The organism is Bacteroides sp. RCH18 (assembly GCF_058231005.1).
This window is the reverse complement of the sequence record NZ_JBIPTC010000002.1, coordinates 457,461-483,526: the sequence shown is the minus strand read 5'-3', so window position 1 is coordinate 483,526 and position 26,066 is coordinate 457,461. Positions and strand designations below refer to the sequence as shown.

General features: G+C 44.6%; 18 protein-coding genes and 2 tRNA genes. 3 read left to right on the top strand and 17 right to left on the bottom strand.

Annotation, left to right across the window (positions count from 1 at the left end):
* Nucleotides 1-52 precede the first annotated feature (52 nt).
* Nucleotides 53-2,653: a DUF5686 and carboxypeptidase regulatory-like domain-containing protein gene (locus ACHLI0_RS17075; protein ID WP_490750166.1), complete on the bottom strand. Its 2,601-nt coding sequence runs from the start codon at nt 2,651-2,653 to the stop codon at nt 53-55.
* A 111-nt stretch (nt 2,654-2,764) separates the two neighbouring features.
* On the opposite strand from ACHLI0_RS17075, the gene ACHLI0_RS17070 reads away from it, so the two are divergent.
* On the top strand, nt 2,765-3,115 hold the full coding sequence (locus ACHLI0_RS17070) for a translation initiation factor (RefSeq protein WP_008764143.1): 351 nt from the start codon (nt 2,765-2,767) through the stop codon (nt 3,113-3,115).
* Between the two features lie 58 nt (nt 3,116-3,173).
* On the opposite strand, the gene tsf is transcribed toward ACHLI0_RS17070, so the two are convergent.
* The 12 genes from tsf to yaaA form a co-directional block, all read right to left on the bottom strand.
* Complete coding sequence (tsf, locus tag ACHLI0_RS17065) at nt 3,174-4,166, bottom strand: translation elongation factor Ts (protein WP_016269412.1); 993 nt, start codon at nt 4,164-4,166, stop codon at nt 3,174-3,176.
* A 125-nt stretch (nt 4,167-4,291) separates the two neighbouring features.
* Nucleotides 4,292-5,128 carry a 30S ribosomal protein S2 gene (gene rpsB / locus ACHLI0_RS17060; RefSeq protein WP_008760802.1) on the bottom strand — a complete coding sequence of 279 codons (837 nt, stop codon included), beginning with the start codon at nt 5,126-5,128 and terminating at the stop codon, nt 4,292-4,294.
* A gap of 121 nt (nt 5,129-5,249) precedes the next feature.
* Nucleotides 5,250-5,636, bottom strand: coding sequence for a 30S ribosomal protein S9 (rpsI, locus tag ACHLI0_RS17055; RefSeq protein ID WP_008760801.1), 387 nt, complete (start codon nt 5,634-5,636; stop codon nt 5,250-5,252).
* Between the two features lie 6 nt (nt 5,637-5,642).
* Nucleotides 5,643-6,104 carry a 50S ribosomal protein L13 gene (gene rplM, locus ACHLI0_RS17050; RefSeq protein ID WP_008760800.1) on the bottom strand — a complete coding sequence of 154 codons (462 nt, stop codon included), beginning with the start codon at nt 6,102-6,104 and terminating at the stop codon, nt 5,643-5,645.
* 304 nt (nt 6,105-6,408) lie between these two features.
* Entirely contained in the window at nt 6,409-6,900 is a 492-nt protein-coding gene (locus tag ACHLI0_RS17045) for a DUF4488 domain-containing protein (RefSeq protein ID WP_008760799.1), read from the bottom strand.
* Nucleotides 6,901-7,039: 139 nt separating this feature from the next.
* Nucleotides 7,040-8,443: an asparagine--tRNA ligase gene (gene asnS, locus ACHLI0_RS17040; RefSeq protein WP_055216360.1), complete on the bottom strand. Its 1,404-nt coding sequence runs from the start codon at nt 8,441-8,443 to the stop codon at nt 7,040-7,042.
* A 27-nt stretch (nt 8,444-8,470) separates the two neighbouring features.
* On the bottom strand, nt 8,471-9,970 hold the full coding sequence (locus tag ACHLI0_RS17035) for a pseudouridine synthase (protein ID WP_195380905.1): 1,500 nt from the start codon (nt 9,968-9,970) through the stop codon (nt 8,471-8,473).
* A 74-nt stretch (nt 9,971-10,044) separates the two neighbouring features.
* Nucleotides 10,045-11,391: an adenylosuccinate lyase gene (gene purB / locus ACHLI0_RS17030; protein ID WP_008760796.1), complete on the bottom strand. Its 1,347-nt coding sequence runs from the start codon at nt 11,389-11,391 to the stop codon at nt 10,045-10,047.
* 138 nt (nt 11,392-11,529) lie between these two features.
* Nucleotides 11,530-11,604 (bottom strand) — tRNA-Val (locus tag ACHLI0_RS17025).
* 31 nt (nt 11,605-11,635) lie between these two features.
* Nucleotides 11,636-11,710, bottom strand: a tRNA-Val gene (locus ACHLI0_RS17020).
* Between the two features lie 236 nt (nt 11,711-11,946).
* Nucleotides 11,947-12,498, bottom strand: a complete 552-nt coding sequence (locus ACHLI0_RS17015; protein ID WP_490749744.1) for a sugar O-acetyltransferase — start codon at nt 12,496-12,498, stop codon at nt 11,947-11,949.
* Between the two features lie 5 nt (nt 12,499-12,503).
* On the bottom strand, nt 12,504-13,277 hold the full coding sequence (gene yaaA / locus ACHLI0_RS17010; protein ID WP_490749743.1) for a peroxide stress protein YaaA: 774 nt from the start codon (nt 13,275-13,277) through the stop codon (nt 12,504-12,506).
* A gap of 146 nt (nt 13,278-13,423) precedes the next feature.
* Here yaaA and ACHLI0_RS17005 point away from each other — a divergent pair, with 146 nt between their 5' ends.
* Complete coding sequence (locus tag ACHLI0_RS17005; RefSeq protein WP_490749742.1) at nt 13,424-15,409, top strand: beta-N-acetylhexosaminidase; 1,986 nt, start codon at nt 13,424-13,426, stop codon at nt 15,407-15,409.
* Nucleotides 15,410-16,392: 983 nt separating this feature from the next.
* On the opposite strand, the gene carB is transcribed toward ACHLI0_RS17005, so the two are convergent.
* Complete coding sequence (gene carB, locus ACHLI0_RS17000; protein WP_490749741.1) at nt 16,393-19,614, bottom strand: carbamoyl-phosphate synthase (glutamine-hydrolyzing) large subunit; 3,222 nt, start codon at nt 19,612-19,614, stop codon at nt 16,393-16,395.
* 430 nt (nt 19,615-20,044) lie between these two features.
* Here carB and trpS point away from each other — a divergent pair, with 430 nt between their 5' ends.
* Nucleotides 20,045-21,145: a tryptophan--tRNA ligase gene (trpS, locus tag ACHLI0_RS16995; RefSeq protein WP_008760790.1), complete on the top strand. Its 1,101-nt coding sequence runs from the start codon at nt 20,045-20,047 to the stop codon at nt 21,143-21,145.
* A gap of 80 nt (nt 21,146-21,225) precedes the next feature.
* Here the strand turns inward: trpS and ACHLI0_RS16990 are convergent, their stop codons facing one another.
* The 3 genes from ACHLI0_RS16990 to ACHLI0_RS16980 form a co-directional block, all read right to left on the bottom strand.
* Nucleotides 21,226-23,601, bottom strand: a complete 2,376-nt coding sequence (locus ACHLI0_RS16990) for a DUF2339 domain-containing protein (protein ID WP_490749740.1) — start codon at nt 23,599-23,601, stop codon at nt 21,226-21,228.
* Nucleotides 23,602-23,681: 80 nt separating this feature from the next.
* On the bottom strand, nt 23,682-24,830 hold the full coding sequence (locus ACHLI0_RS16985; RefSeq protein ID WP_048696344.1) for a glycoside hydrolase family 99 protein: 1,149 nt from the start codon (nt 24,828-24,830) through the stop codon (nt 23,682-23,684).
* A gap of 74 nt (nt 24,831-24,904) precedes the next feature.
* Nucleotides 24,905-26,047 (bottom strand): DUF4972 domain-containing protein, encoded by a 1,143-nt coding sequence (locus tag ACHLI0_RS16980; protein ID WP_258983667.1) that lies wholly within the window; start codon nt 26,045-26,047, stop codon nt 24,905-24,907.
* Between the last annotated feature and the right edge of the window lie 19 nt (nt 26,048-26,066).

Below are 26,066 nucleotides of genomic sequence, written 5' to 3'. Positions count from 1 at the left end.
ACGTTTTTTTTTCGGAATTGCAAGAATGATTCATACTATTTCTACACAGGCGCTATTCTCCCGCAAACGTTGACAACGGAATGCTGACGGAAACTCCCGCCGAGCGGTATTTCAAACTGTCGAAGCCAAGGAAGACGCCTAACCGTGCCAGTTTCATGAATCCGATGGAGTAGCCGATTTCCGAATAGGGACGACGGTCGTATCTCACGAGTGTACGGAGATGCAGCGCTTCGTCAAGGTTCTTCTTTTTCAGAAAAGGAAGGAACTTCAGAAACAGATAGGGTGTGTACCAGGACATATTGGCTTGCACCCAACGGGTATTGGTAGAGTATGCATAATTATCCAGCAAAGAGAATCCTGTATCAAACGAGCGTTCCGTCACCGGCAAACCTGTGGTCGCAAAATGTTTGAAATCGGGGAATTGCATACCGCTCTTATTCCAGAATGTTCCGGCATTAACAGCCCAGTTCAGTGTATTAAACATTCCGAACTCTATGCTCTGCCTGGCCGAAAACTCCGCCAAGTGATAGGACGGAGAAGGGAAAGAACCTTTCAACGGGAAGGCACGGTCATAACGCAATGTAAAGGTAGGGTATCTGGATTCTTCGTATACTTTCTTTCCTCTGTACATCCGGTAATAATGAGCCGGTGTATATTCCAAGGCAAAGGAAGCTTTCAACAATTCATTTTCCGGCATCGGATAGAATGCCCGGCTGTCCGGAATATTCGACTCCGCTTCTTTCTTGAACCAGCTCCGGTGTATATGATTCTCCAGCATCTGCCGTCGCTGCCAGGATAGCGAGGTAGAAAGCAACAAACTATTCGCCAGTTCGATCTTATTTTGGAAAGACAGGAAACGCTTCTCATAGAGTTTCACATCATTCCGCCCGAAGAAAGAAGAGGCAACGGTATTTATCAGACGGGATTCTCCACTTTCTCCATTATAATCGGCAGAAAGAACTCCGCCGGACAGTTCCATGTATCCCCGTCGCCTCGGAGCATAACTCAAGGAGAGTTCACTTTGCCCTGCTACCGCTTTACGGGCAGTGGTATAATAAGCAGAAGGAGTGAATTGCAAAGTAGATGCCTCCGATAACTTCAACCCTGTTTCAAACTTAGCTCCCAGCCAGAAGCCATCCACAAAATTATACTCAGGTACATAGGAAGGCAAGCCTTTCCAGCCAATCCATGCTTTCTTGTCTGAAGTACGATAGGTTTTGCCCATCAGGAATGTTTGAACGATCTTTTTCCCGACTGTTGTTTTAGCCGAATCATTCTCTTGAACGGAGTCTTTGGAGAGGGATAACTTTTCTTTATGAATATAACTCTGTATTTCTTCCGGACGCAAAGGTACACTTCTGATAGCTGCCCAATAAAGCGAATCCTTTTTGCCCGCCAGCGAATCGGTCTTTACATTCACCTCTCTTTTTCTCACTTTACGTTCATATTTATGCAGAGAACGTGCGGAATCGGATTCGGCAATGTTCTTTTCCATCAGTTTAGATAGCTTATAGGCTTCTCTCAAAGTCAAGTCCTCCTTCGTCGACAGTTCTTCTATCTGCTTTACAAGTTTCTGCTGCTTCCTGTTTTGTTTCGGTGAGGCATCAGAAGCCCCATTCATCATTTGCTGACGGTCTGCTACTTCCACATTCGTATAATGTACTGCTGCCAGATAGGAAGCCTCTGCAGAAAATCCCATCATTTTGATTTCACAGGACATACTTGTGGAGGTAGCCAGGAAAACAGAAGGCTGAACTTCTTTACAAGTTGCCTTGCCCGTAGCTTTCAAGCCACTCATACGGATAGAAAATTCGGCCGCAGAGACGCACCAGAGATCTTCCACAATATATAAATCTCCGGACACCAGACGCGGACTGTCTTGCTTGGGGATGACTTTTATTTTATTGATCAGATGGTTGCCTTCACTATAGCAGCCTTCCAGTTTAAAACGGTAATAAGAGAATGCTCCGGCACTTAGCGGTGATACTTTATCGAAGATAGTAGGTTCGTAAAAGTTAATAGTGGTCAGACCGATTCTGACCTCCATCTCCTCGGGAAATGAATTGGAATAGGCCTTCACCTGATTTTCCCAAGTAGAGGGTGCCTTGAAAGTCACCACTCGCTGTTCCTCCATCACAAACAACTTGCCCAGAAACTCTTTCGACTCTTTCCTGACTTCCTTCGACAGCTTTAGAATTGCGGGAATAGTCTTCATTTTTCCTGTGCCTTTCAGATAGGTGCCAGCTCTAAATCCCTTCACCTGTGTCCGGTAATAAGGAGCATTCGCAATCGCCTTACGCATTACGGAATAGGCCGGATCTTCCGCACCTTTCACCACACTCACTTCCCGCAGACTATATATTTGTTCGGAGAGCACAACATTCTTTTCCACATCTCCGGCAGATATGGAAAAGGAGAATGTTTGTCCGGCGAAACCTAAAGAGGAAACCTCACAGGTATATTGTCCCGGCCGGAGCGAGGTCTGAAAACAGCCGTTATCATCGGTAGTGAAGCCTGTTTTAAGTTCTTTCAGATAGAGTGCCGCATAGGGGATCGGATTTCCTGCAAGATCAACTACTCTGCCTTTAAATGTTTGTGCCCAAAGAGAAATAGTAAAAGAACATATGAGAGCAAACGCTATGGATCGTTTCATCATTTTCTGTTTATTAGTCTTATTTCGTTTTATTATTAGACGCCAAAGTAAACAAAAGATTGCAAAGTTCCCCACAAAATATTACTTTTGACACAATAAAAGCTGAAGTATATGAAAAATAATGATTGGAAAGATAGATTGAACGTGGTCTACTCTACAAATCCTGATTTCAACTATGACATGGATGACGATCAGGAACAAGTGACGCTGGACAAGAGCAAACAGAACCTTCGGGTTTCTCTCGACCGAAAAAACCGTGGCGGCAAAGTAGTTACACTCATCACCGGATTCGTTGGAACAGAGAATGACCAAAAAGAACTCGGAAAAATGCTAAAAAGTAAATGCGGAGTCGGAGGTTCGGCCAAAGACGGGGAAATCATCGTACAGGGAGATTTCAAACAAAAAGTGATAGACCTGCTGATAAAAGAAGGATATACAAAGACCAAAGGAGTCGGAGGATAATGAAAAAGGGCGGAAACCATCAAAGTTCCGCCCTTCTCTATTATCTTTTTGAGATAGATTATTCAGCTTTCAGAGTGAAGCGCTTAAAGTCAAGAACCTTCAGTTCAGGATCAGCAGCTGCCAATACTTCTCTTACAGTCTTCTTAGCGTCCATAATATCTTCCTGGTTCAGCAGACAAACTTCTTTCAAGAACTTACCCAGACGACCCTTAGCGATGTTCTGAATCATTTGTTCCGGCAGATGTGCAGCCTTTTCAGCAGAAACGGTAGCAATGATTTCCTTTGCCTTAGCTATATCTTCAGCTGTAATCCAGCCCTTAGCCATATTACTTTCCATGTGCTCTTCGCTATCTACATGAGCAGGGTTGATGTTAGCTTTCTTCAAAGCAGCTTCTACAGCTTTCTGTACCTGTTCAGCTTTTGTTTTCTCGATAGCAACAGCAATTTCCTTTTCCTTTACTTCTTCAGAAACGCCATCTTCATCAATAGCAATCGGATTCATGGCAGCAATCTGCATAGCTACTTGCTTAGCCAACTGTTCGTCAACGTTCTTGTTAAAAGCAACAATGGTGCAAAGACCGTTTCTGTTCATGTGATTGTAAACAGCAGTGCTTGCTCCTTCTACAGTCATGTAACCATCAAGCTCCATTTTCTCACCTGTGATACCGCTACGGTCAACCACTGCATCCTGTACAGTACCGTTACCCATCGGCAAAGCTTTTACTTCGTCCAATGTCTTGCATTTGTTAGCCACAGCAAGATCAAGAATATCCTGAGTCAGTTTCACAAAATCAGCATTCTGAGCCACAAAGTCAGTTTCACACTTCAGAGCAATGACAACGGCATAGTCACCGGTAGTCTTAGCCAAAACGCAACCTTCAGAAGCATCACGTTCTGAACGCTTAGCAGCAACAGCTTGTCCTTTCTTACGGATAATTTCCATTGCCTTGTCGTAATCGCCTTCAGCTTCTGTTAATGCATTCTTGCAATCCATCATACCAGCTCCGGTCATTTTGCGCAGCTTGGTAATATCAGCCATAGTTACAGCCATAATAATTTCCTTTATTTAAATGAATAATAATTTTCAAAACAAAAAATGTGCCAATCTGCCAATACAATGCAGGATGAGGTAACTACCACACGCCTGCACGCTAGCAAATTGGCACATTTATATATTTAAGCCTCTTCGTCTTCCTTGATGAAGGCAGCAGCTTTCGCTGCGTTGATAGCTTCTTCATCAGACTTGTCGAGTCTTGCTTTTACTGATTTCTTCTTGCCTTTGTTTGCAGGAGCTTCACCAGCAGCTTCCATATCGATCTTTTCAGCTTTTCTTTCTTCCAGACCTTCGATCATTGCAGCACAGCAAGCATCCAGGATAACTTCTACCGATTTAGTAGCGTCATCGTTAGCAGGAATTACGAAGTCAACGTTTGTAGGATCAGAGTTAGTATCAACAATACCGAATACAGGGATACCCAGACGGTTAGCTTCACGAACTGCGATATTTTCTTTCATTACGTCGATAACGAACAATGCAGACGGCAGACGAGTCAGGTCAGCGATAGAACCCAAAGTCTTGTCCAATTTTGCACGTTGACGAGAGATCTGAAGAACTTCTCTCTTAGAAAGGTTAGAATATGTACCATCGTTAGTCAATTTATCGATAGTAGCCATCTTCTTCACAGCCTTACGGATAGTCGGGAAGTTGGTCAACATACCACCCGGCCAGCGCTCGATTACATAAGGCATATTAACAGACTGAGCTTTCTCAGCTACAACCTGCTTTGCTTGTTTTTTAGTAGCAACAAAAAGAACTTTCTTGCCTGATTTGGCAATCTGTTTCAAAGCTTCAGCAGCTTCGTCTACTTTTGCAACTGTTTTGTGGAGGTCAATGATGTGAATACCATTGCGTTCCATGAAAATATAAGGAGCCATTGCAGGGTTCCACTTTCTCTTAAGGTGTCCGAAGTGGCAACCGGCTTCCAATAAAGTATCAAAATTTGTTCTTGACATCTTGTTTTTTCTTTAAATCGTTTACTTTCTTTTTTGTTTTTTCTAAACCAACCGCTGGGTAGTCTATGAGCAGAGTCCCAGTAGTTTAGATACTAAACATATTCCTCGGTCAGGCAGCACATTAACGCTTGCTGAACTGGAATCTTCTACGAGCTTTCGGCTGTCCCGGTTTCTTACGCTCTACAGAACGTGGGTCACGAGTCATGAAGCCTTCAGCACGAAGTGCAGCCTTATCTTCAGCGTTCATCTTAACCAATGCACGAGCGATTGCCAAACGCAATGCCTGAGACTGGCCAGTGAAACCACCACCACACAAGTTTACTTTGATGTCATACTTCTCAGCAGCACCCAGCTTGTTCAATGGTTGTTTTACAACATACTGAAGTATAGTTGATGGAAAGTACTCTGCAAGGTCTCTCTTGTTAATAGTAATCTTTCCTGTACCTTCGCTTACGAATACACGTGCAATTGCACGTTTACGTCTGCCTAATGCATTTACTACTTCCATTATATCTTATTTATATGAATTAATATCAATCATTTTCGGGCTCTGAGCTTCATGTTTGTGTTCGCTACCAGCGTAAACATACAGGTTACCCAGCAATTTAGCTCCCAGGATATTCTTAGGAAGCATGCCTTTCACTACTTTTTTCAGTAATCTCTCTTCGCCGTTCGGTTTAGTGATCAAACGGGCAGGAGTCATTTCTCTCTGACCACCAGGGTAGCCTGTATATGACAAATATACTCTGTCATTCCATTTGTTACCAGTCAGTTTTACTTTGTCTGCATTGATGATAATAACGTTATCACCGCAGTCTACGTGAGGAGTAAAGTTTGGTTTGTACTTTCCTCTCAGCAATTTTGCAACTTTTGCTCCCAGACGACCTAAAGTTTGGTCTGTAGCGTCAACGATAACCCATTCTTTGGTTACGGTCGCTTTGTTTGCAGAAATGGTCTTGTAACTTAAAGTATCCACTCTAATTTTGTTTTTTAAATGTTACTACTAAAAATTTTCTTCACCACATATCAGCCTCCCCGGACAAAGGAGGACTAACTTGCTATGAATTAATCTCTTATCATTTTGTGATAATAATCGGCTTGCAAAAGTACGGCTTTTCTTTGAATTGGCAAACTATTTCTAGCTTTTTTTAGATTTATCGGGTTGAATGACAAGGGGAACTTACTATATTTACAAATAAGGAACAGAAAACAAAAAGACCTCCTCCGGATTTACACCGGGGAGGTCAAGAAACAACAAAGAATCTATATTGCAATCTCATTTATCGCACAATATCTTCCGGAAACTTAGCCGGCATCTCCACCCGTTTCCAGGTCTCATAATACCAGGCGTTCAGTTCGTTTCCGTTCAGATCATTCTTGATGAAGTATTTCAAATGCAAATAATCATTATCCTTTATTTCAAACTCCAGAATATTATCCTGATTATCGAGCATCGGAAGGTGGATATTCTTCTCGATACTCTCCTTATAAGAATCATCAGTCAACTGTTTATATGTACCATATCCTGTGATAATCGCATCAGAACCGGGAATAATGGTAAAATTCACGATTCTGCCGTCATCACTCAATACCTTAAATGTATTACTGGGTTTCAACGATCCCGGAACATCGGGAGATTCTGATACATAATGGCACAACTGCCAGATCCCTTTCAAATCGGCCGGTTTGAATTTGGTTTTCTTTTGGGCCGTCGCACCTGTTACCGCTAACAACATGATTGAAAGCATGGTAAAAAAATAGAGCTTTTTCATGACAATATGATTTTAGTTAACACTCTTGAATGCGCATGTCCAAATATAAAGATTTATTTTGAGAAAGTAACAATCAAATGCATAAAAAAACTCGCACAATCAAAAGATTATGCGAGTTTTACATAAATATACCGAAATATTAGAAATCAGCATTTCTCGGTGTACGCGGGAACGGTATCACGTCACGGATATTTGACATACCTGTTACAAACAGCAACAGACGTTCAAAACCGAGTCCGAAACCGGAGTGAGGACAAGTACCGAACTTACGGGTATCCAGATACCACCACATATCCTTCATCGGGATATGCATTTCTTCAATACGAGTCATCAGCTTGTTATAATCCGCTTCACGTTCAGAACCACCAATGATCTCACCGATCTTCGGGAAAAGAACGTCCATTGCACGTACTGTCTTTCCATCCTCATTCTGCTTCATATAGAAGGCTTTGATTTCCTTCGGATAATCAGTCAGAATCACCGGACGTTTGAAGTGATCTTCCACCAGATAGCGTTCGTGCTCGGAAGCCAAGTCTACCCCCCAGTAAACAGGGAATTCGAACTTGTGACCTTTCGCAACGGCATCTTCCAGAATCTTGATACCATCCGTATAAGGCAGACGAACGAAATCATCCTTCAATATACCTTGCAGACGTTCAATCAAGCCCTTATCGAACATATCGTTCAGGAACTTCACATCATCCGCACAGTTATCCAACGCCCATTTCACACAATATTTGATGAACTCTTCTGCCAGGTCCATATTGTCGGCAATGTCGTTGAACGCAACTTCCGGCTCAATCATCCAGAACTCTGCCAAATGACGGGGAGTATTGGAGTTTTCGGCACGGAAAGTAGGACCGAATGTGTAGATAGCGCCCAAAGCAGTGGCCGCCAATTCACCTTCCAACTGACCGGATACTGTCAAACTTGCCTGCTTGCCGAAGAAGTCGTCATCATAAGAGATAGAACCTCTTTCGTCTTTCTTCAAGTCATACAGATTCATGGTAGTTACCTGAAACATCTGTCCGGCACCTTCACAGTCGGAACCTGTGATAATCGGTGTATGGAAATAGAAAAATCCCTTTTCATGGAAAAACTTGTGAATAGCAATCGCCATGTTGTGACGAATGCGGAACACTGCACCAAAGGTATTGGTACGCGGACGCAAGTGAGCGATCTCGCGCAAGAATTCCATGGAGTGACCTTTTTTCTGCAATGGATATGTATTGTCGCAAGTACCCAGCACTTCGATTTCTTTAGCCTGCACTTCCACTTTCTGACCGGAACCCACAGATTCCACCATTACTCCGTTCACGCTTATACAAGCTCCGGTAGTAATCAGTTTCAGCATCTCTTCATCGAAATTAGCCAGATCTACTACGATCTGCACATTATTTATTGTAGAACCGTCATTCAGTGCGATAAAGTTTACTTGTTTGCTACCTCTACGGGTGCGAACCCATCCTTTCACATTGACCATAGCGCCAATATCTTCGCGCTTCAACAGATCAACAATTTTTGTTCTACCAATCTTTTCCATAAAACTTTTTTAATACAATATTATATATTACTCAAACGAACCCATGCGGAGGTAGTTTACTTCTGCTTCCGACAGGTAACGCCAGTCTCCGCGGCGCAGACCTTTTTTGGTCAGTCCGGCAAAGAATACACGGTCGAGTTTTACTACTTTATATCCCAGTGATTCGAAAATACGGCGAACGATACGGTTCTTGCCGGAGTGAATTTCGATACCTACCTGGTCTTTCTTGAAATCATCTGTGTAGCTGATAGCATCTGCATGGATTTCACCGTCTTCCAACTGTACGCCGGCTGCAATCTGATCCATATCTGCTTTTGTCAGGTTCTTGTCCAGATGAACATGATATATTTTCTTTTTCAAGAATTTCGGGTGTGTAAGCTTGGAAGCCAGATCACCGTCATTTGTCAACAGGAGTACACCAGTCGTGTTGCGGTCAAGACGTCCTACCGGATAAATACGTTCGTTGCAAGCGCCTTTTACCAGATCCATTACCGTACGGCGTTCCTGCGGATCATCCGATGTAGTAACCGTATCTTTCGGCTTATTCAACAGTACGTATACCTTACGTTCGATGCTAACCGGTTCATCGTGGAACTTCACCACATCCGAGCGTTTGATCTTTGTACCCAATTCAGTTACTACTTCACCGTTTACAGAAACCACACCTGCTGTGATAAACTCATCAGCTTCGCGACGTGAGCAAACACCGGCATTAGCCAGGAACTTATTCAGACGAATCGGTTCGTTCGGATCAACAAACTGTTCCTTGTACTCAATCTGCTTCTTGATGCTATACTTAGCATTCGGATCGTAATCACTGGTACGCGGACGCGGACGATAGCCACCCTGCGAACGGTCATTGTTAAATCTCGGACGATAGCCGCCACCACCGTTGTTATTACGGTAGCCACCACCTTCACCACTGTTGAAGCGAGGACGGTATGGACGGTCACCACCGCCATCACGGTTGTAAGGACGCTGAGGACGGTCGCCACCTTCACCACTGTTGAAACGGGGACGGTACGGACGGTCGCCATAAGAACGTTGTTCGCCACCTTCACGATTGTAAGGACGCTGCGGACGATCGCCTCCTTCACCGTTCGGATTAAATCTCGGACGATACGGACGGTCTCCACCTTCACGGTTGTAAGAAGGGCGTTGAGGACGATCATAAGAACGTTGTTCACCACCTTCGCGGTTGTAAGGACGTTGCGGACGTTCGCCTCCTTCATTGTTGCTATTGAAGCGAGGACGATACGGACGGTCTCCACCTTCACGATTGTAAGAAGGACGCTGGGGACGGTCGCCATAAGAGCGGTCTCCATAAGAACGCTGCGGGCGTTCTCCACCTTCACTGTTGGTATTAAATCGCGGGCGATACGGACGATCCCCACCTTCACGGTTGTAAGAAGGACGATACGGACGTTCTCCACCTTCTCTGTTGTAAGACTTGTTACCATCACGGCCGGCACCTGTATTCTCCTCATTGTAAGAATTTTCGCGCCATTCTTCGTTTTCTGTGCTCATTTTTTTATTCGAATAAAATTAGACTTTGGCCTCACGGCCTATTTAAAAAACACGTTTATTGTATAAGTAAACAATTAAAGTCCCGTATATGTATGCGGAGTAATTGCTCTTAACTCTTTTTTAATATCTTCGCTTACGTTCAAGCCTTCGATAAACTCTTTAATAGAACTTTCTGTAATAGCCTGGTTGGTCCGGGTCAAAGCTTTCAAAGCTTCATACGGATGCGGGTAAGCCTCGCGGCGTAAAATCGTCTGGATTGCCTCAGCCACTACGCTCCAGCAGTTGTCCAGATCACGGTAAATAGCCGGTTCGTTCAGCAACAGTTTGCGAAGTCCTTTCAGTGAACTCTGAATAGCAATCACGATATGACCGAAAGGCACGCCTACATTACGGAGTACCGTAGAGTCTGTCAGGTCACGCTGCAAACGGGAAACAGGCAGTTTCACAGCCAGGTGTTCCAAAATAGAAGTTGCGATACCCAAATTACCTTCCGCATTTTCAAAATCGATCGGATTCACTTTATGCGGCATCGCGCTTGATCCTACTTCACCGGCTTTGATCTTCTGCTTGAAGTATTCCATAGAAATATACTGCCAGAAATCACGGTTCATATCCACCATGATGGTATTGATACGTTTCATCGCGTCAAAGACAGCAGACAAGTTATCGTAGTTCGAAATCTGAGTGGTATATTCTTCGCGTTCCAGTCCCAGTTTCTCTGCAACAAACCGATTACCGAATTGTTTCCAGTCATATTGAGGATATGCTACATGATGAGCATTATAATTTCCGGTAGCGCCACCGAATTTTGCAGTGATCGGACATGCTTTCAACATAGCCAGCTGACGTTCCAGGCGGTAAACGAATACCATTACTTCCTTACCCAGACGAGTCGGAGAAGCCGGTTGCCCATGAGTTTTGGCAAGCATCGGGATTTCAGCCCATTCTGTTGCATATGTTTTCAGTTGTGCAATCAGTTCCTCAATCAGCGGATAATAGACTTTATCCAAAGCTTCCTTGATAGAAAGAGGCACAGAGGTATTGTTAATGTCCTGAGAAGTCAGTCCGAAGTGAATGAATTCTTTATAGTCATCCATTCCACCCAGCTTATCGAATTCTTCTTTCAGGAAATATTCTACGGCTTTTACATCATGGTTGGTTACACTTTCGATATCTTTAATGCGTTGCGCATCTGCTTCCGAGAAGTTACGGTAGATATTCCGTAAAGTTTCAAACACGCTGCTATCGATTCCTTTCAACTGCGGCAAAGGAAGTTCACACAAGGTGATAAAGTATTCCACCTCTACCTGTACACGGTATTTAATCAGTGCAAATTCAGAGAAATAAGCTGCCAAAGCTTTAGTTTTGCCTCTATATCGACCATCAATCGGAGATATGGCCGTTAATACATCAAGTTCCATACGTTTTCTTAGATAATTATCAGACTGCAAAATTAACTCTTTTTCCTGAGTTATAAGACAAAAGGATAAAGAAAGTTTGTATAAAAGCGGTAAGAAATAAAAAAAGTCTCACGAATTTCTTCGTAAGACTTCTTTTCGTGGGCGCTGAGGGATTCGAACCCCCGACCCTCTGGGTGTAAACCAGATGCTCTGAACCAGCTGAGCTAAGCGCCCTTTTATTAGCGGAAGTGTTCGGTATTCTTTGTGGGCGCTGAGGGATTCGAACCCCCGACCCTCTGGGTGTAAACCAGATGCTCTGAACCAGCTGAGCTAAGCGCCCGTACACTTCCGTTTCAAAAGCGATGCAAAGGTACGGTTTTTTTTGAAACCTCCAAACATTTTGCATATTATTTTTCAAGAAACTTTTTATCAAAAGTAAGAACCAACTGATTATCAGCAAATAATGAAAAAAGTTTTTTTTCATGCAACTTTCCCTTCTCCAAGTCCGTCCACTAAACAGAACAAGATGAAGACAATAATGCGGGAACACTCAAATCCGGGAAATAAGATTCCCGGTCAAGCCTGCTTACGGATAAGGCGCGCCGGATTCCCGACTGCAACACTGTCGTCGGGAATATCTTTCGTCACGACGCTTCCCGCTCCTATCACACAACGGTTGCCAATCGTCACACCGGGACAAATGATAGCCCCGCCGCCAATCCAGCAATCCTCACCGATCGTAACCGGATAAGCATACTCTTTCGAACCGCGACGCTCCAGATAATTCATCGGATGATGCGGCGTATAAATCTGTACGCAAGGACCGACCAGCGTATGGGCACCGATTGTGATATACCCTCCGTCCAGAAAAGTACAGTTAGCATTGACAAACACGTGTTCGCCCAACTTTATCCCGTCTCCGTGATCGCAATGGAAAGGAGGACAGATCACCGAAGTTTCAGGAATACCCGGCACCAATTCTTCCAACAATTCTCTGTACCCGTCATCGTACGTGCTCAACCCACGCATGATCGCCAGCAACTTCTTGGCATGCTCAAAACGTACCTGCAACTCCGGCGCAGACATATCAGCCAACTGGCTGCTACGCATCTTCTCCACTTCTGTCATATTCCTTATTCTCCCTTCCCATTAATAAATACCAATTTCTTTTCATCCGAAAACGATTCGTCAAACTCGAACCCTTCCCACGAGAATCCTTTCAGTTCCTCCGGATTTCCGATCTTATTTTTCAATATGAAACATGTCATCTCGCCACGGGACATCTTGGTATACACCACTATCGTAGCCAGCTTTCCATTCTTCCAGACATGAAATTCGGGAGTGACCACACGGACTTCGCTCTCCACCCGCTTCCAGTCAAACAGGCTTTTCATCTCATCACTGGCAAGATTGCACAAGATTCCTCCTGCCGACCGGATGTCCTCTATGAACGTATCCGTCAGTCGCGACCGCCAATAAGAAAACAAGGTCTGATTCCCCAGTTCAGGCAATACGACATCTCCCTCCAGCCGATAAGCACGAATCACATCCAAAGGACGCAACAGACCGTAACAGAAAGAAGTCAGCCGCAAATGTTCCTGCGCATACCCGAAATCTTCTGCAGAGAAGTCCTTCGGATTCAGCCGTTTGAATACAATGCCGGTATACGCCAGCAAAGCAGGCAATTCCGGAGTAGCTTCCGCATGAAAAGCCTGATAACGTTTATAATTCTCCACAGCAATCTTTGCGTTTACACGCAGCAGACGTTCTAATTCGTCTACAGAAAACTGGGACATCTGCAACGCTATTTCCGCCGCTTCCTTCTGAAAACGGGGACTCGTGGTCAAAGGAACTTTCACCTTCGACACCGCACTCATCGTCTTGGCACAAGATAGAAGTACTAACATTCTGAATCGGGTTTAATCATTTTGAAAAACACAAAAATAAAAAATAAATAGCTTCACTTGTTGACAGATATCCAAATTATGCCTACTTTCAGCCAATAATTAACTATAATCATTTATTAATTAACAAAAACACAAGAATCCCCCTTATGAGAAACAAGTTTGTATCTTTGAAAGCTCTGGCCTTATTGGTCATCTTTTGTCTGACGGGTAGCTTAACCCGTGCCGCTGTCAATCCGAAACCGTTTGTTGTCCCCGAACTCAAACAATGGACGGGAAAAGACGGTAACTTCACCCCGGGAAAAGACACCCGAATCGTCTGCACTTCCCAAAATCCCGAATTACTGAGAATAGCCCGGATGTTTGCCGACGATTATCAACAGATGTTCGGGCAGACATTAAGCGTAGCGCAAGGCAAAGCCACGTCCGGCGATTTCGTCTTATCCTTGTCGGCAGACAAGAAACTCGGCGAGGAAGGTTACGCCATCAAGATAACCGACCGTGTAACCATCTCCGCTCCCACCCCGACCGGTCTTTACTGGAGTACACGCACACTCCTGCAACTGGCGGAACAGAATCAGGAACGCTCACTCCCGCAAGGAACGATTCGTGATTTTCCCGATTATCCGCTTCGTGGTTTCATGATAGACTGTGGCCGTAAGTTCATTCCGATGGCTTATCTGCAGGACTTGGTGAAAATCATGGCTTACTACAAAATGAACACCCTGCAAGTCCATCTGAACGATAACGGATTCAAGCAATACTTCGAACACAACTGGGACAAGACTTACGCTGCCTTCCGACTGGAATCGGAGACTTATCCGGGATTGACAGCCCGTGACGGCTCGTACTCCAAGAAAGAATTCATCGACTTCCAGAAACAGGCGGCATCCAACTTCGTGGAAATCATTCCGGAGATTGACGTTCCCGCCCACTCACTGGCTCTCACCCATTACAAACCGGAAATCGGAAGCAAAGAGTACGGCATGGATCATCTCGACTTGTTCAAGCCGGAAACTTACGAATTCGTAGATGCTCTGTTCAAAGAATATCTGGAGGGCGACAATCCGGTATTCGTAGGCAAGCGTGTACATATCGGTACAGACGAATACTCGAATGCGAAGAAAGACGTGGTAGAAAAATTCCGCGCTTTCACCGACCATTACATCCGTTTTGTGGAAGGTTTCGGCAAGCAAGCAGTCGTATGGGGTGCGCTCAGCCATGCCAAAGGCGATACGCCCGTCAAATCAGAAAATGTCGTCATGAATGCTTGGTACAACGGATACGCCGATCCGGCAACTATGATCAAAGACGGATATCAACTGATCAGTATTCCGGACGGACTGGTATATATCGTTCCGAAAGCCGGCTACTACTATGATTACCTCAACGAACCATACTTATATAAGGAATGGACACCCGCCCATATCGGCAAAGCTGTATTCGACGAGAGACATCCTTCCATTCTCGGCGGTATGTTTGCCATCTGGAACGACCATGTCGGCAACGGTATTTCGGTGAAAGACATCCATCACCGTATATTCTCGCCCCTGCAAACACTCTCTGTAAAGATGTGGACAGGCGCTCAGACGGGTATTCCTTATGAAACATTCAATGAGAAACGTGCCCTCCTCAGCGAAGCGCCCGGAGTCAACCAACTGGCAAGAATCGGCAAAAAGCCGGAATTGGTATACGAACGTTCCACAGTCGCTCCCGGCAGCACTTCCGATTATCCGGAAATTGGCTATAATTACACAGTTAGTTTCGATATTACCGGAGCTAAAGAAAGTGAAGGAACCGAATTGTTCCGTTCGCCTAACGCCGTATTCTATCTGTCAGACCCTATTCGGGGGATGATGGGATTTGCACGCGACGGCTATCTGAATACCTTCCCCTACAAAGTGAATCCGGGAGAAAAAGCAACGATTCAGATAGAAGGAGACAATTGCAGTACAACGCTGAGAGTCAACGGTAAAGTGGTTGATGAAATGAATACGCAGAAACTTTACTTTAATGCGGGAAAAGATTCGATGAACTATGTACGTACACTGGTTTTCCCGCTGGAGAAAGCAGGAAACTTTAATAGTAAGGTACAGAATCTGAAAGTATACAATTATTGCGTAAGCAAACCATAAGATTCAAATACGGATTACACAGATTTCACATTTTTTTAGCGGTACAATCTACCAAAAACCGTATCAATCTGTGTAATCCGCTTCTGGAAGAAGCACAATCATTCATTTCATTTATGCACAGTTTCGAACCAGCTATCCGCTAGGGTTAAGCTAGCTATCCGTATGGATTCCCCTCCCTTCGGGAAGGAGGGGTGCCCAAAGGGCGGGGTGGTAGGTAAAACAAGGTGTACCTAATTTATTATGAATGAAAGAATTGCGTATTCACCTACCACCTCCCCCTGCGGGTACTCCTCCTTCCCGAAGGAGGAGATTTAAGATACTACCGACTTTTAATTTAGCTCGTTTCCTGTATGGTTATGAATCAATTCAAACCTGTATAACCAAAAGCTACACAAACGTTTCTTACCTAAGCAATAAAACGCTTTTTTATTGTCACTTATCACTTTTCGAAGTTAACTAACTGATTATAAACATATCATCGGTGATAATAAGCGGTGATAATATGGTGACAATAGCCGCATTCATACATTTTATTGTCACCTCCCTCCCAATCTCACTGTTCATCTCACCTACTGCTATCTCCCCATCAGGCCTACTTCATCCGAATCCTGATCCTATGCAACAAATACCGTATACTACCGGTATCTTTCTCTTATAGTGCCTTTATTGTTCCATTAAGACACCGATCTCTTTAGTTGTTCACGGCCGTGGCAAGCATTGCTCACGGTCGTGACAAGAGTTGATCACGGCCATGAGCAGCTCTGTTCACGGCCGTGAAGAGCCAAAGAGAACGGCACTCTATTCCTACTTTCCTTATAGGAAAAAGCAAGTATATAAGGAGCTAAAGAGAACATTAGCACTATCTTACGACTCATTACACCGCAGACAACAAACAAAAAGAAGAGTCATACCTACAAAAGAAGAGACTCCCCCTTGGCAAGCCAAAGAGGGAGTCTCCTTAATATATATACAGCTAAAGCAGTTTATTTATATTCCTGCCAGCTCTTAATCTGAATATCACTCAGTTTCAGTTCACAGAATGCTTCGATGAAAGCACTTGCCAGACGGGCATTGGTGATCAACGGAATGTTATGGTCGATAGCACCACGACGGATACGGTAACCATTCGTCAACTCACGTTTGCTGTGGTTCTTCGGAATGTTGACGATCAAATCGAACTTATGGTCAGCGATCATCTTCATCACGTTGTTCTCAGCACCCGGTTTTTCATCCGGCCAGTAAACCGGAGTTGTTTCTACACCGTGAGCGTTCAGGAATGCAGCCGTTCCGGCAGTAGCATAAATCTGATATCCCTTGGCAAACAGCATACGGCTCGCATCCAGCAAATCTACTTTAGACTTCATAGCACCGGAAGAGAACATCACCGCCTTTTCCGGAATCTTGAATCCTGTAGCGATCATTGCGTTCAGCAATGCTTCAGAGAAGTCATCGCCGATACAGCCAACTTCACCGGTAGAGGACATATCCACGCCCAAAACAGGGTCAGCCTTGTGAAGACGGGAGAAAGAGAACTGAGAAGCTTTTACGCCGATCCAGTCGATGTCGAACGCAGTCTTGTCCGGCTGGCTGTACGGAGCATCCAGCATGATGCGGGTAGCTGTTTCGATAAAGTTGCGTTTCAGCACCTTAGATACGAACGGGAAGCTACGGGAAGCACGCAGGTTACATTCAATCACCTTCACCTCGTTGTTGCGGGCAAGGAACTGGATGTTGAACGGACCGGAGATATTCAGTTCTTTAGCAATCTGACGGCTGATCTTCTTGATGCGGCGGGCAGTTGCAAAGTAAATCTTCTGTGCAGGGAATACCAGTGTAGCGTCACCGGAGTGTACACCGGCAAATTCTACGTGCTCGGAAATAGCGTATTCAACCACTTCACCGTTCTGAGCTACCGCGTCGAACTCAATTTCCTTTGTATTCTCGAGGAATTGAGAAACAACTACCGGATATTCTTTAGATACTTCGGCAGCCATCTTCAGGAAGTTTTCCAGTTCTTCGTCATCATAGCAAACGTTCATAGCCGCACCCGAAAGTACGTAAGAAGGACGAACCAATACCGGATAACCTACTTTTTCTACAAATCCCTTCACTTCTTCAAGGCTGGTCAGTTCCATCCAAGCCGGCTGGTCGATGCCAAGCTGGTCGAGCATTGCCGAGAACTTGTTACGGTTTTCGGCACGGTCGATGGAAACCGGAGAAGTACCCAGTACAGGAACTGACTGGCGATACAACTTCATAGCCAGATTGTTCGGAATCTGTCCGCCTACGGATACGATCACACCGCGCGGTTGTTCAAGGTCGATCACGTCAAGTACACGTTCGAAAGAGAGTTCGTCGAAGTACAGACGGTCGCACATATCGTAGTCAGTAGAAACCGTTTCGGGGTTGTAGTTGATCATGATAGACTTGTAACCCAGTTTGCGGGCAGTCTGAACAGCGTTCACCGAACACCAGTCAAATTCAACCGAGCTACCGATGCGGTAAGCACCCGAACCCAGTACGACTACTGATTTCTCATTCTTATAATAGTTTACATCGTAACCTTCTACTGCATAAGTCATGTACAGGTAGTTAGTCAGTTCCGGATGTTCGGAAGCGATAGTATTGATACGTTTTACTGCCGGAAGGATGCCCAAGGCTTTACGGTGAGCACGTACTGCCAGATTTTCTTTTTCCATGTTGCCGGTCGGGTTCAGTACGAAGCGGGCAATCTGGAAGTCAGAGAAACCAAGGATTTTAGCTTCGCGCATCACATCAGCCGGAATATCTTCCACCTTATTATATGTAGACAGTTTTGCCTTGTAGTCAACAATGTTCTTCAGCTTGCCGAGGAACCAAGGATCGATCTTAGTCAGTTCGTGGATGCGGTCGATGGTATATCCTTCTTCCATAGCTTGTGCGATGGAGAAGATACGCAAGTCGGTCGGACGTGAAAGTTCTTTGTCGAGGTCGTCGAAGTGTACATCATCATTACCGACAAAACCGTGCATGCCTTGTCCGATCATACGAAGACCTTTCTGGATGATTTCTTCGAAAGAGCGGCCGATAGACATGATTTCACCTACCGACTTCATGCTTGAACCGATTTCGCGGGATACACCGGCGAATTTCGTCAAGTCCCAACGAGGGATTTTACAGATATAGTAGTCCAGTTGCGGAGCAAGATATGCAGAGTTCGGAGTGCCCATTTCACCGATCTGGTCGAGTGAGTAACCCAATGCGATCTTGGCGGCAACGAATGCCAGCGGATAACCGGTAGCCTTGGATGCCAGCGCGGAAGAACGGCTCAGACGAGCATTTACTTCGATCACACGGTAGTCGTCCGTATCTGAGTTGAACGCATACTGGATGTTACATTCACCTACGATGCCGAGGTGACGGATACATTTTGTAGACAGTTCCTGCAACAGTTTCAGTTCTTTGTCGTCCAATGAGCAAGTCGGAGCTACTACGATAGATTCACCGGTGTGGATACCCAGCGGGTCGAAGTTTTCCATGCTGGCTACAGTGAAGCAATGGTCGTTCGCGTCGCGGATCACTTCGAACTCGATTTCTTTCCAGCCTTTCAGAGATTCTTCTACCAGAATCTGCTTGGAGAAGGCGAAAGAACTTTCGGCCAGTTTCAGGAATTCTTCTTCGTTAGCGCAGATACCGCTACCCAGACCTCCCAACGCGTAAGCCGAACGTACCATCACCGGATAACCGATCTTGCGGGCAGCAGCGATGGCATCCTCCATGCTTTCTACTGCCTGACTTACCGGAGTCTTCATATTGATTTCATCCAGTTTCTTCACGAACAGGTCACGGTCTTCCGTGTACATGATAGCTTCTACCGATGTACCGAGTACTTTCACTCCATATTTATCAAGAACACCTTGCGTGTACAGTTCGGCGCCGCAGTTCAATGCAGTCTGTCCGCCAAATGCCAGCAGGATGCCGTCGGGACGTTCTTTCTTGATAATCTCTTCTACGAAATAAGTAGTTACGGGAAGGAAATACACTTTATCGGCAATTCCTTCAGAAGTCTGAATGGTTGCGATGTTCGGGTTTACCAATACTGAGCTGATACCTTCTTCTTTCAAAGCTTTCAGTGCTTGTGAGCCTGAGTAGTCAAATTCTCCGGCTTGTCCGATTTTGAGTGCTCCAGAACCCAAAACGAGAACTTTCTTGATTTCCTTTTCCATTTCTTTTGTTGTTATAGTAAGTTGTTATTTCTAAGTTTTGCCAATAAAAAAAATGCGTTACCCTCGTAAAAGGATTAACGCATTACCAAAGAACTAAAATATCGTTTTTGGAGAAAAAAGAAGAAGGTTGTTGATTCCGGGTGGAAAACATCCGAATGTAGATAATACTTACTTCTTATTTCTTGTTGATTCATTGTCGATTTCAAAATTTGTGCAAAGTAACGACATATTTCTAAAACTACAAAGAATTTGAAGAAGAATATTCTCTTTTATTTGCTTTGTTGCTGTGAAAACAGGCACCGTTCCCCTGCCATCTGATACCAAAAGCCAGCAATAGTAAGCATTAGTAACGAAGTAGCTCCATTTTGACGCATCTTTCATTTTTTATCCTTATCTTTGTCGCTAAATCTATTATAATAAGGTAACAACAATGGGAAAAGAAAAAATCATACTCACCGGTGACCGCCCTACCGGGAGACTTCATATCGGACACTATGTAGGTTCATTGAAGCGCAGAGTTGACCTGCAGGATGCAGGTGATTATAGTAAGATGTTTATCTTTATTGCCGATTCACAAGCGTTGACGGACAATATAGATAATCCGGAGAAGGTACGTCAAAATGTAATTGAGGTTGCTCTTGACTATCTGGCATGTGGAATAGACCCGTCCAAGGCTACCATCTTCATCCAGTCACAGATTCCGGAACTTTGCGAACTCAGTTTCTACTATATGGACCTCGTAAGCGTATCCCGCTTACAACGTAATCCGACTGTGAAATCAGAAATACAGATGCGTAACTTTGAGGCAAGCATCCCTGTAGGGTTCTTCACTTATCCTATCAGTCAGGCTGCGGACATTACTGCCTTCCGGGCAACCACCGTCCCCGTCGGTGAAGACCAGGAACCGATGCTCGAACAGGCTCGTGAAATCGTCCGCCGTTTCAACTATATCTATGGCGAAACGCTGGTAGAACCGGAAATCCTGTTGCCGGACAACGCTGCCTGCCTGCGTCTGCCGGGAACGGACGGCAAAGCCAAGATGAGTAAATCACTCGGCAACTGTATCTACCTGTCGGAAGAACCGGAAGAAATTCAGAAGAAAATCATGAGTATGTATACCGATCCGGGACATCTCCGTGTTCAGGACCCGGGCAAGATTGAAGGTAATACCGTATTTACATACCTGGATGCTTTCTGCCGTCCGGAACACTTCGAACGCTATCTGCCGGATTATCCGAATCTGGATGAACTGAAAGCGCATTATCAACGCGGCGGACTGGGTGATGTGAAGGTAAAACGCTTCCTGAATGCTATCATGCAGGAAACACTGGAACCGATCCGCAATCGTCGTAAAGAGTTCAGCAAGGATATTCCTGCCGTTTACGAGATGTTACAAAAAGGATGCGAAGTAGCCAGAGCTGCCGCTGCCGAAACATTGGCGGATGTGAAGAAGGCTATGAAGATCAACTATTTCGATGATAAAGAACTGATTGAAGAGCAGGTGAAACGCTTCGCAGCTTCACAGGAATAAAGATAATAAAGACTATATAATAAAGTAAAGGCTGCCGTTCACTTTCGAACAGGCAGCCTTTACTTTATTATATAGTATGCTCAATCTGTTTCATCTTCATCATTTTTAAAGAGTACGTCTTTCAGTTTCTGATAAAGGAATGAGAGAATCAGCAGGATTAATCCTAAAATGATAAATACAATGATCTTACCGATTGTTGGCATTGCCCATAAGTCTTTCAGAATCAGCTTCAACAGGACGATTCCAAAAGTTGAAAGACTGATGATTCGCAGTACTTTCTGATGCAGACGCATACCCAGTGCCATTTGAATAAATCCTGCGATACTCAGTGAAACGGAGAAGCCGGCATCGAAATCCTCTACTCCTGCTTGCAGGAGGAAAGAACGTGCCATCGTCAACCAAAGGAGGAGCGCCAGGACATTCAGATAAACGGTGAAAGGAGTTTTCAATCCTATTAATGTATAGTATTGACGGGCAACGTAGTAGAGGTTAGCTATAACAAACGCTGCCGCAAGCCATCGGAGCAAAGCAGGAGTCAGGCTCGTGTATGCCCCCTGGCCTCCCCATATATTGATCGCATATATCAGCACGTTCATTCCCATAGCTGCCAGATAAGGGATTATGTATTGTTCTATCGGGAAGCGCTTTTTGAAAGCATAGCTGAGGATGAAGATGGCAGCGGAAGTAAACGCCAACATCATTCCGCTTCTTGTAGCTCCTGCCAAGTGCAAGGCAAACTCTGCCATAAATGTATAATAGAGGATAACGGCAGCAGCAAGAAGCATGATCGAATTCCAGGGAGTGTATCTCAGATAACGGGCTTCGGTAAAGAGAGAACGGTAACGCCCCATCAGTAAAGCGAATGCTCCCGTGGCCAGACCGACAAACAGGGAAGTAGCAAAAGAACTGTTCAGGAAAATGGTTTCGGAGGAGGAAGAGGTCATCAGTACATTATATATATCCATCAGATATGAAACAAGGGTCAGTCCCATCAATACCTGTGTAGCACGTTCGTATACTCCAATCCTCGATTTTACGTAAAGCCATAACAGCAGAACCATTTCCGCTGCCCAGAACAACGTGATATAATTTCCATCCAACTGAATAGGTATAGTGATGGAGACAAATGTCAGTACCAGTCCCAACATCGCATAAATGAGGAACTTATAATCTTTCTTGCTCATCCGTAGCCAGATGACTAAAACTAAATTGATGATAGCGATCAATAAACTCAGTAATCCTTCCGATTTAAACGGCAGTCCCATATTACGCAGGAACAGGATTCCCAATAGCAGATAAATGAAGTTGTTGGTTATGATGACCAGCAGCAATCCCCTGTTCTTTTTCACGGCTTCTATCCGGAGTATCGATAATATCGGCAGGAGGAAGATGAAATAAAACAGCGTCGCAAAAATGAAGAGATGGACGGAAATATGTGTCGATCCTGTAGTAAAGCCTGTCAACAGGAAGATTCCCATTACCACATAAGTAAAAACAAATGCAATCACCGGAAGTTCTCCCCATTTCATATAGATGGACAGTCCGAACATTCCAAGATTCAAGATACTCATATAAGTGAACAGTACCAGGTAGTTACCATTCCCGGTGCTAACAAGGAAAGGTGCCAGAAATCCCCCGACAAGTGAGATGATAGCCAGTTCGCGCCTGTCATACAGAATGGACAGGATAGACATGAACAGCGTTATAGCTATCAGAATAGTAAAGGCGACCGTCTGAGGGAAAAGGTGATAAAAATGAAAGGCAATGGCGACTGTGAGATAGAAAACGGCAAAGGCGCCACCCGCAAGCAAGGAGCTGAATGTGCGGTACTTCTTTTGCAGGCGTTCGGCAACTACCAGCAATGCGGAGCCGGTCAGGAAACCAAGTACGGTACGCAATGTTTCGTTAATCCAGTCTTTATCAATGGCATATTTTACAAAGAAGCCGACTCCGATGACGAATACAAGAATACCAATCTTACCGAAAAGATTTTCACCGATAAACTTTTCATAGTTAACCTGCTTCCGTTTGGGAACAGACGGTATTTCGAAAGGAGCTTCCGGAGAAGTTTCCTGCAAAGTAGCCTCAGCAGATTCTTTTTCAAGGGAAGCGTTTAATTTCTGCGGCGTAGTTTCCGCCATAATGGGCTGTATGCCTTCAACAGTTTTTTCTTCGACAGCTTTCTCTTCCTTCAAGGCTGTCACTGTCGAATCGGGCAATTCTTCTGTTACATAAGGCAGTATATCCGTATTGTCCAAAGTCTCTGCCGTTACATCCTCTTTGGCCCTTACAGGGCCGGAAGCCATTTTCTCCTGAGCTTTGAGCAGGTCGTCCATTCGTTTCTTTATCTCGCCAAGCTCTTTGTCTACCTTGCCGAACCGGCTTTCAAACTTTTGCAGCAGAACAAAAAACAACACTGCAGCAAGCAATGCACATGTGCCATAAAGTTCACCCATAATGTTCTATATTTGAGTTATGTATCACAAATATAGAACATTTTAATTACAAATGGGCAAAACCGGCAAGATATAGCATATTATTGAACATCTTCCGAAGCAGATCTTGCTTTCCGAAATTCATCTACCCAATAGGCGGTTCTTATCAAATAGTAATCATCAGCCAATGGTTTATAATCCAAATATTCAAAAGCATCGCACTTCTTTGAGACAGCCGGCTCTATCTGAGTTCCTTCATGCCATTCATTGAAAGACGTAATCGAAATATAAGAAGCACCGCTTTCTATGGCAGCTTTATACATATCGTCGTAATATTTTCCATTCTCACGGTCGCGGGTGGTACTTCCGTTCCAAGGACGAATCCGGGTATCAATATATCCCGGACCGACACTCGGAATAAACAATTTATTATGTGCCTTTGCCCATTGCTGCATGGATTTCCAGTTGGCCGGAGTAGAAGCATTTGTGAAACCTGTTGCGGCAAAGTAAGTGTAAAAGCCATCCATGCACGCTGTCTCAATGTCGGGCAACTCGCTTTCCTTCAATGTCAGACCTATAAAAAGACCATCATACTTGGTATTACGCACACTTATCTCTCCCCCGGCAGCAAACAACTTCGCCCACTCGGCAGGTTTGATCAGATAAGAATCATAGATAAAGAAAAGAGGTTTGCCATGCGTACGGTAAAAAGCCGGGTGATCACCATAAGTATCCACTATATATTGAATATTCTCCCTTACCGTTTGCGGGCTGCGTCCATTAAAAGGCTCTATATGAAAGCACACCTTTGCCCCTACTTTTGCAGCCTCATCCAGCAGGAGAGACACACTTTGGTTGCCATAATCGCTTTCTCCCCACCAAGTGACAGACAGTACACCGACATTCGCTTTTATATGCATCCGGATATGTTTCCGAATGATTTCAGGATCATTGCTGCTGTACGTTCCGAGCTCCGGATAAAAATTACAGGCGATGTCATCATTAAGTCCGGATATGGCACCGACATCTCCCGAATGTCCCGGAGCAGGGGCTATCGGGTGCATCCAGTGCTTCATTTCTCCATCCACTGACGGATTTCCATACCAATTATAATAAAAACTGATCGTATGGTCATCCAACGTAATGTTTGCCGCATCCAAATCGTGTTCACCGTTCATTTTCTTTTTGTTGCCGTTACAGCCGGCACACAGAAATAATGCCAATAAAACAAAAACAAGTTCTTTCCTCATGTTCGTTTGTTTAAGAAAGTAGTCCCAAAGCCAGCTATCCGACGGCCTTGGGAACTACCCGGTTCGTAAAACAATTATCTATTCTCTACCCATTGAAAATCTCCGATCAGCCTGGCTGAGAATTTGCCCGTCAGATCTTTGATGTTATTGTTATCCGAAACAGTCTTATTCAATGTCCATCCGCACACTAGATCCGATTCGCTTCCTGTCACGGATTCCGGAGTATCCATCAGATGTTGTATTTCGGCCTGTGTCTTCGCTGATTTCCAGATATGCAGATGACGCATACATCCATTGGTGCTCTTTTCTCCGATACGGTTGGCTGTTGCGCTAAGTCCGGTAAAGGCAACCATAGCCACTTCCTTATCATTCGAAGTATATGGCAAACGGTCATCCCGGCCTCTTTCCGACAACATCAACTGACCGTTGACGTAAATCTTAGTCATCACCGGGATTCCGTCTCTGATTTCTCCGTCCACTCCGTTCTCGTTAGTGACAACTGCCACATGAACCCACTGATTTAGTGTGCTGAACGAGAAGCCCGGTTCAAACAAGTCACTATAGCCTATACCATACGTCATACGTAATCTGCCGAAGTGACTGTTTACCGCCCATCCTTTACGCTCGTGATCTTTCGTATCATCATCCGTAAAGGTGGAAAGCAAGAATACAAAGCTATTGAGATATTCGTCCACATCTGTCAGCTTCACCCAGAACTCGACTGTGAATGCTTGTTGCCCCTGCTCGCCGAAAGCTGAATACTCCGGATGAACACCAAAATCAATGTATCCGCCATTCTTTCCGTTGACCAACAGTTCAGCGGAAATCGGTAAAAAGTCTTCGGTACGTCTAGTCGCTCTGAAGTTCTTCTCTATCTGGTTAGCTTCACGGATAATGCGGTCGGCTTCACTGTCAGCCAACTTTTTGTTTCCTTCTTTCAGTTTAGCGATCGTTTCCTCCAGATAAGCAATCTCATCATCCAGCATGGCTTTACTGGATACCGGATAGTTATCTTTCAGTTCGCCATATGTAGCTCCATCCCGCAGCGCAGTCAGGTTAGTCACCAATGTACTGAAGCGCTCTATGAAGATTTCGGTCTTGTCCGTTTCCGTCGGCCAGCCGCTATTGTCATCATCATCAGAACAAGAAGTAAATGCCAGCATCTGAAGCATCATAAACACTATCACTACCCAATTATATAAATAGTTATTTTTCATATCTATCCTGTATTTTCTG

Coding starts and splice junctions, on each gene's coding strand:
- ACHLI0_RS16980 (WP_258983667.1), bottom strand. CDS start 26,047: ATGAAAAATAACTATTTATATAATTGGGTAGTGATAGTGTTTATGATG.
- trpS (WP_008760790.1), top strand. CDS start 20,045: ATGGGAAAAGAAAAAATCATACTCACCGGTGACCGCCCTACCGGGAGA.
- tsf (WP_016269412.1), bottom strand. CDS start 4,166: ATGGCTGTAACTATGGCTGATATTACCAAGCTGCGCAAAATGACCGGA.
- yaaA (WP_490749743.1), bottom strand. CDS start 13,277: ATGTTAGTACTTCTATCTTGTGCCAAGACGATGAGTGCGGTGTCGAAG.
- asnS (WP_055216360.1), bottom strand. CDS start 8,443: ATGGAAAAGATTGGTAGAACAAAAATTGTTGATCTGTTGAAGCGCGAA.
- ACHLI0_RS16990 (WP_490749740.1), bottom strand. CDS start 23,601: ATGGGTGAACTTTATGGCACATGTGCATTGCTTGCTGCAGTGTTGTTT.
- ACHLI0_RS17005 (WP_490749742.1), top strand. CDS start 13,424: ATGAGAAACAAGTTTGTATCTTTGAAAGCTCTGGCCTTATTGGTCATC.
- rpsB (WP_008760802.1), bottom strand. CDS start 5,128: ATGTCAAGAACAAATTTTGATACTTTATTGGAAGCCGGTTGCCACTTC.
- ACHLI0_RS17015 (WP_490749744.1), bottom strand. CDS start 12,498: ATGACAGAAGTGGAGAAGATGCGTAGCAGCCAGTTGGCTGATATGTCT.
- carB (WP_490749741.1), bottom strand. CDS start 19,614: ATGGAAAAGGAAATCAAGAAAGTTCTCGTTTTGGGTTCTGGAGCACTC.
- ACHLI0_RS17045 (WP_008760799.1), bottom strand. CDS start 6,900: ATGAAAAAGCTCTATTTTTTTACCATGCTTTCAATCATGTTGTTAGCG.
- ACHLI0_RS17075 (WP_490750166.1), bottom strand. CDS start 2,653: ATGAAACGATCCATAGCGTTTGCTCTCATATGTTCTTTTACTATTTCT.
- ACHLI0_RS16985 (WP_048696344.1), bottom strand. CDS start 24,830: ATGAGGAAAGAACTTGTTTTTGTTTTATTGGCATTATTTCTGTGTGCC.
- purB (WP_008760796.1), bottom strand. CDS start 11,391: ATGGAACTTGATGTATTAACGGCCATATCTCCGATTGATGGTCGATAT.
- ACHLI0_RS17035 (WP_195380905.1), bottom strand. CDS start 9,970: ATGAGCACAGAAAACGAAGAATGGCGCGAAAATTCTTACAATGAGGAG.
- ACHLI0_RS17070 (WP_008764143.1), top strand. CDS start 2,765: ATGAAAAATAATGATTGGAAAGATAGATTGAACGTGGTCTACTCTACA.
- rpsI (WP_008760801.1), bottom strand. CDS start 5,636: ATGGAAGTAGTAAATGCATTAGGCAGACGTAAACGTGCAATTGCACGT.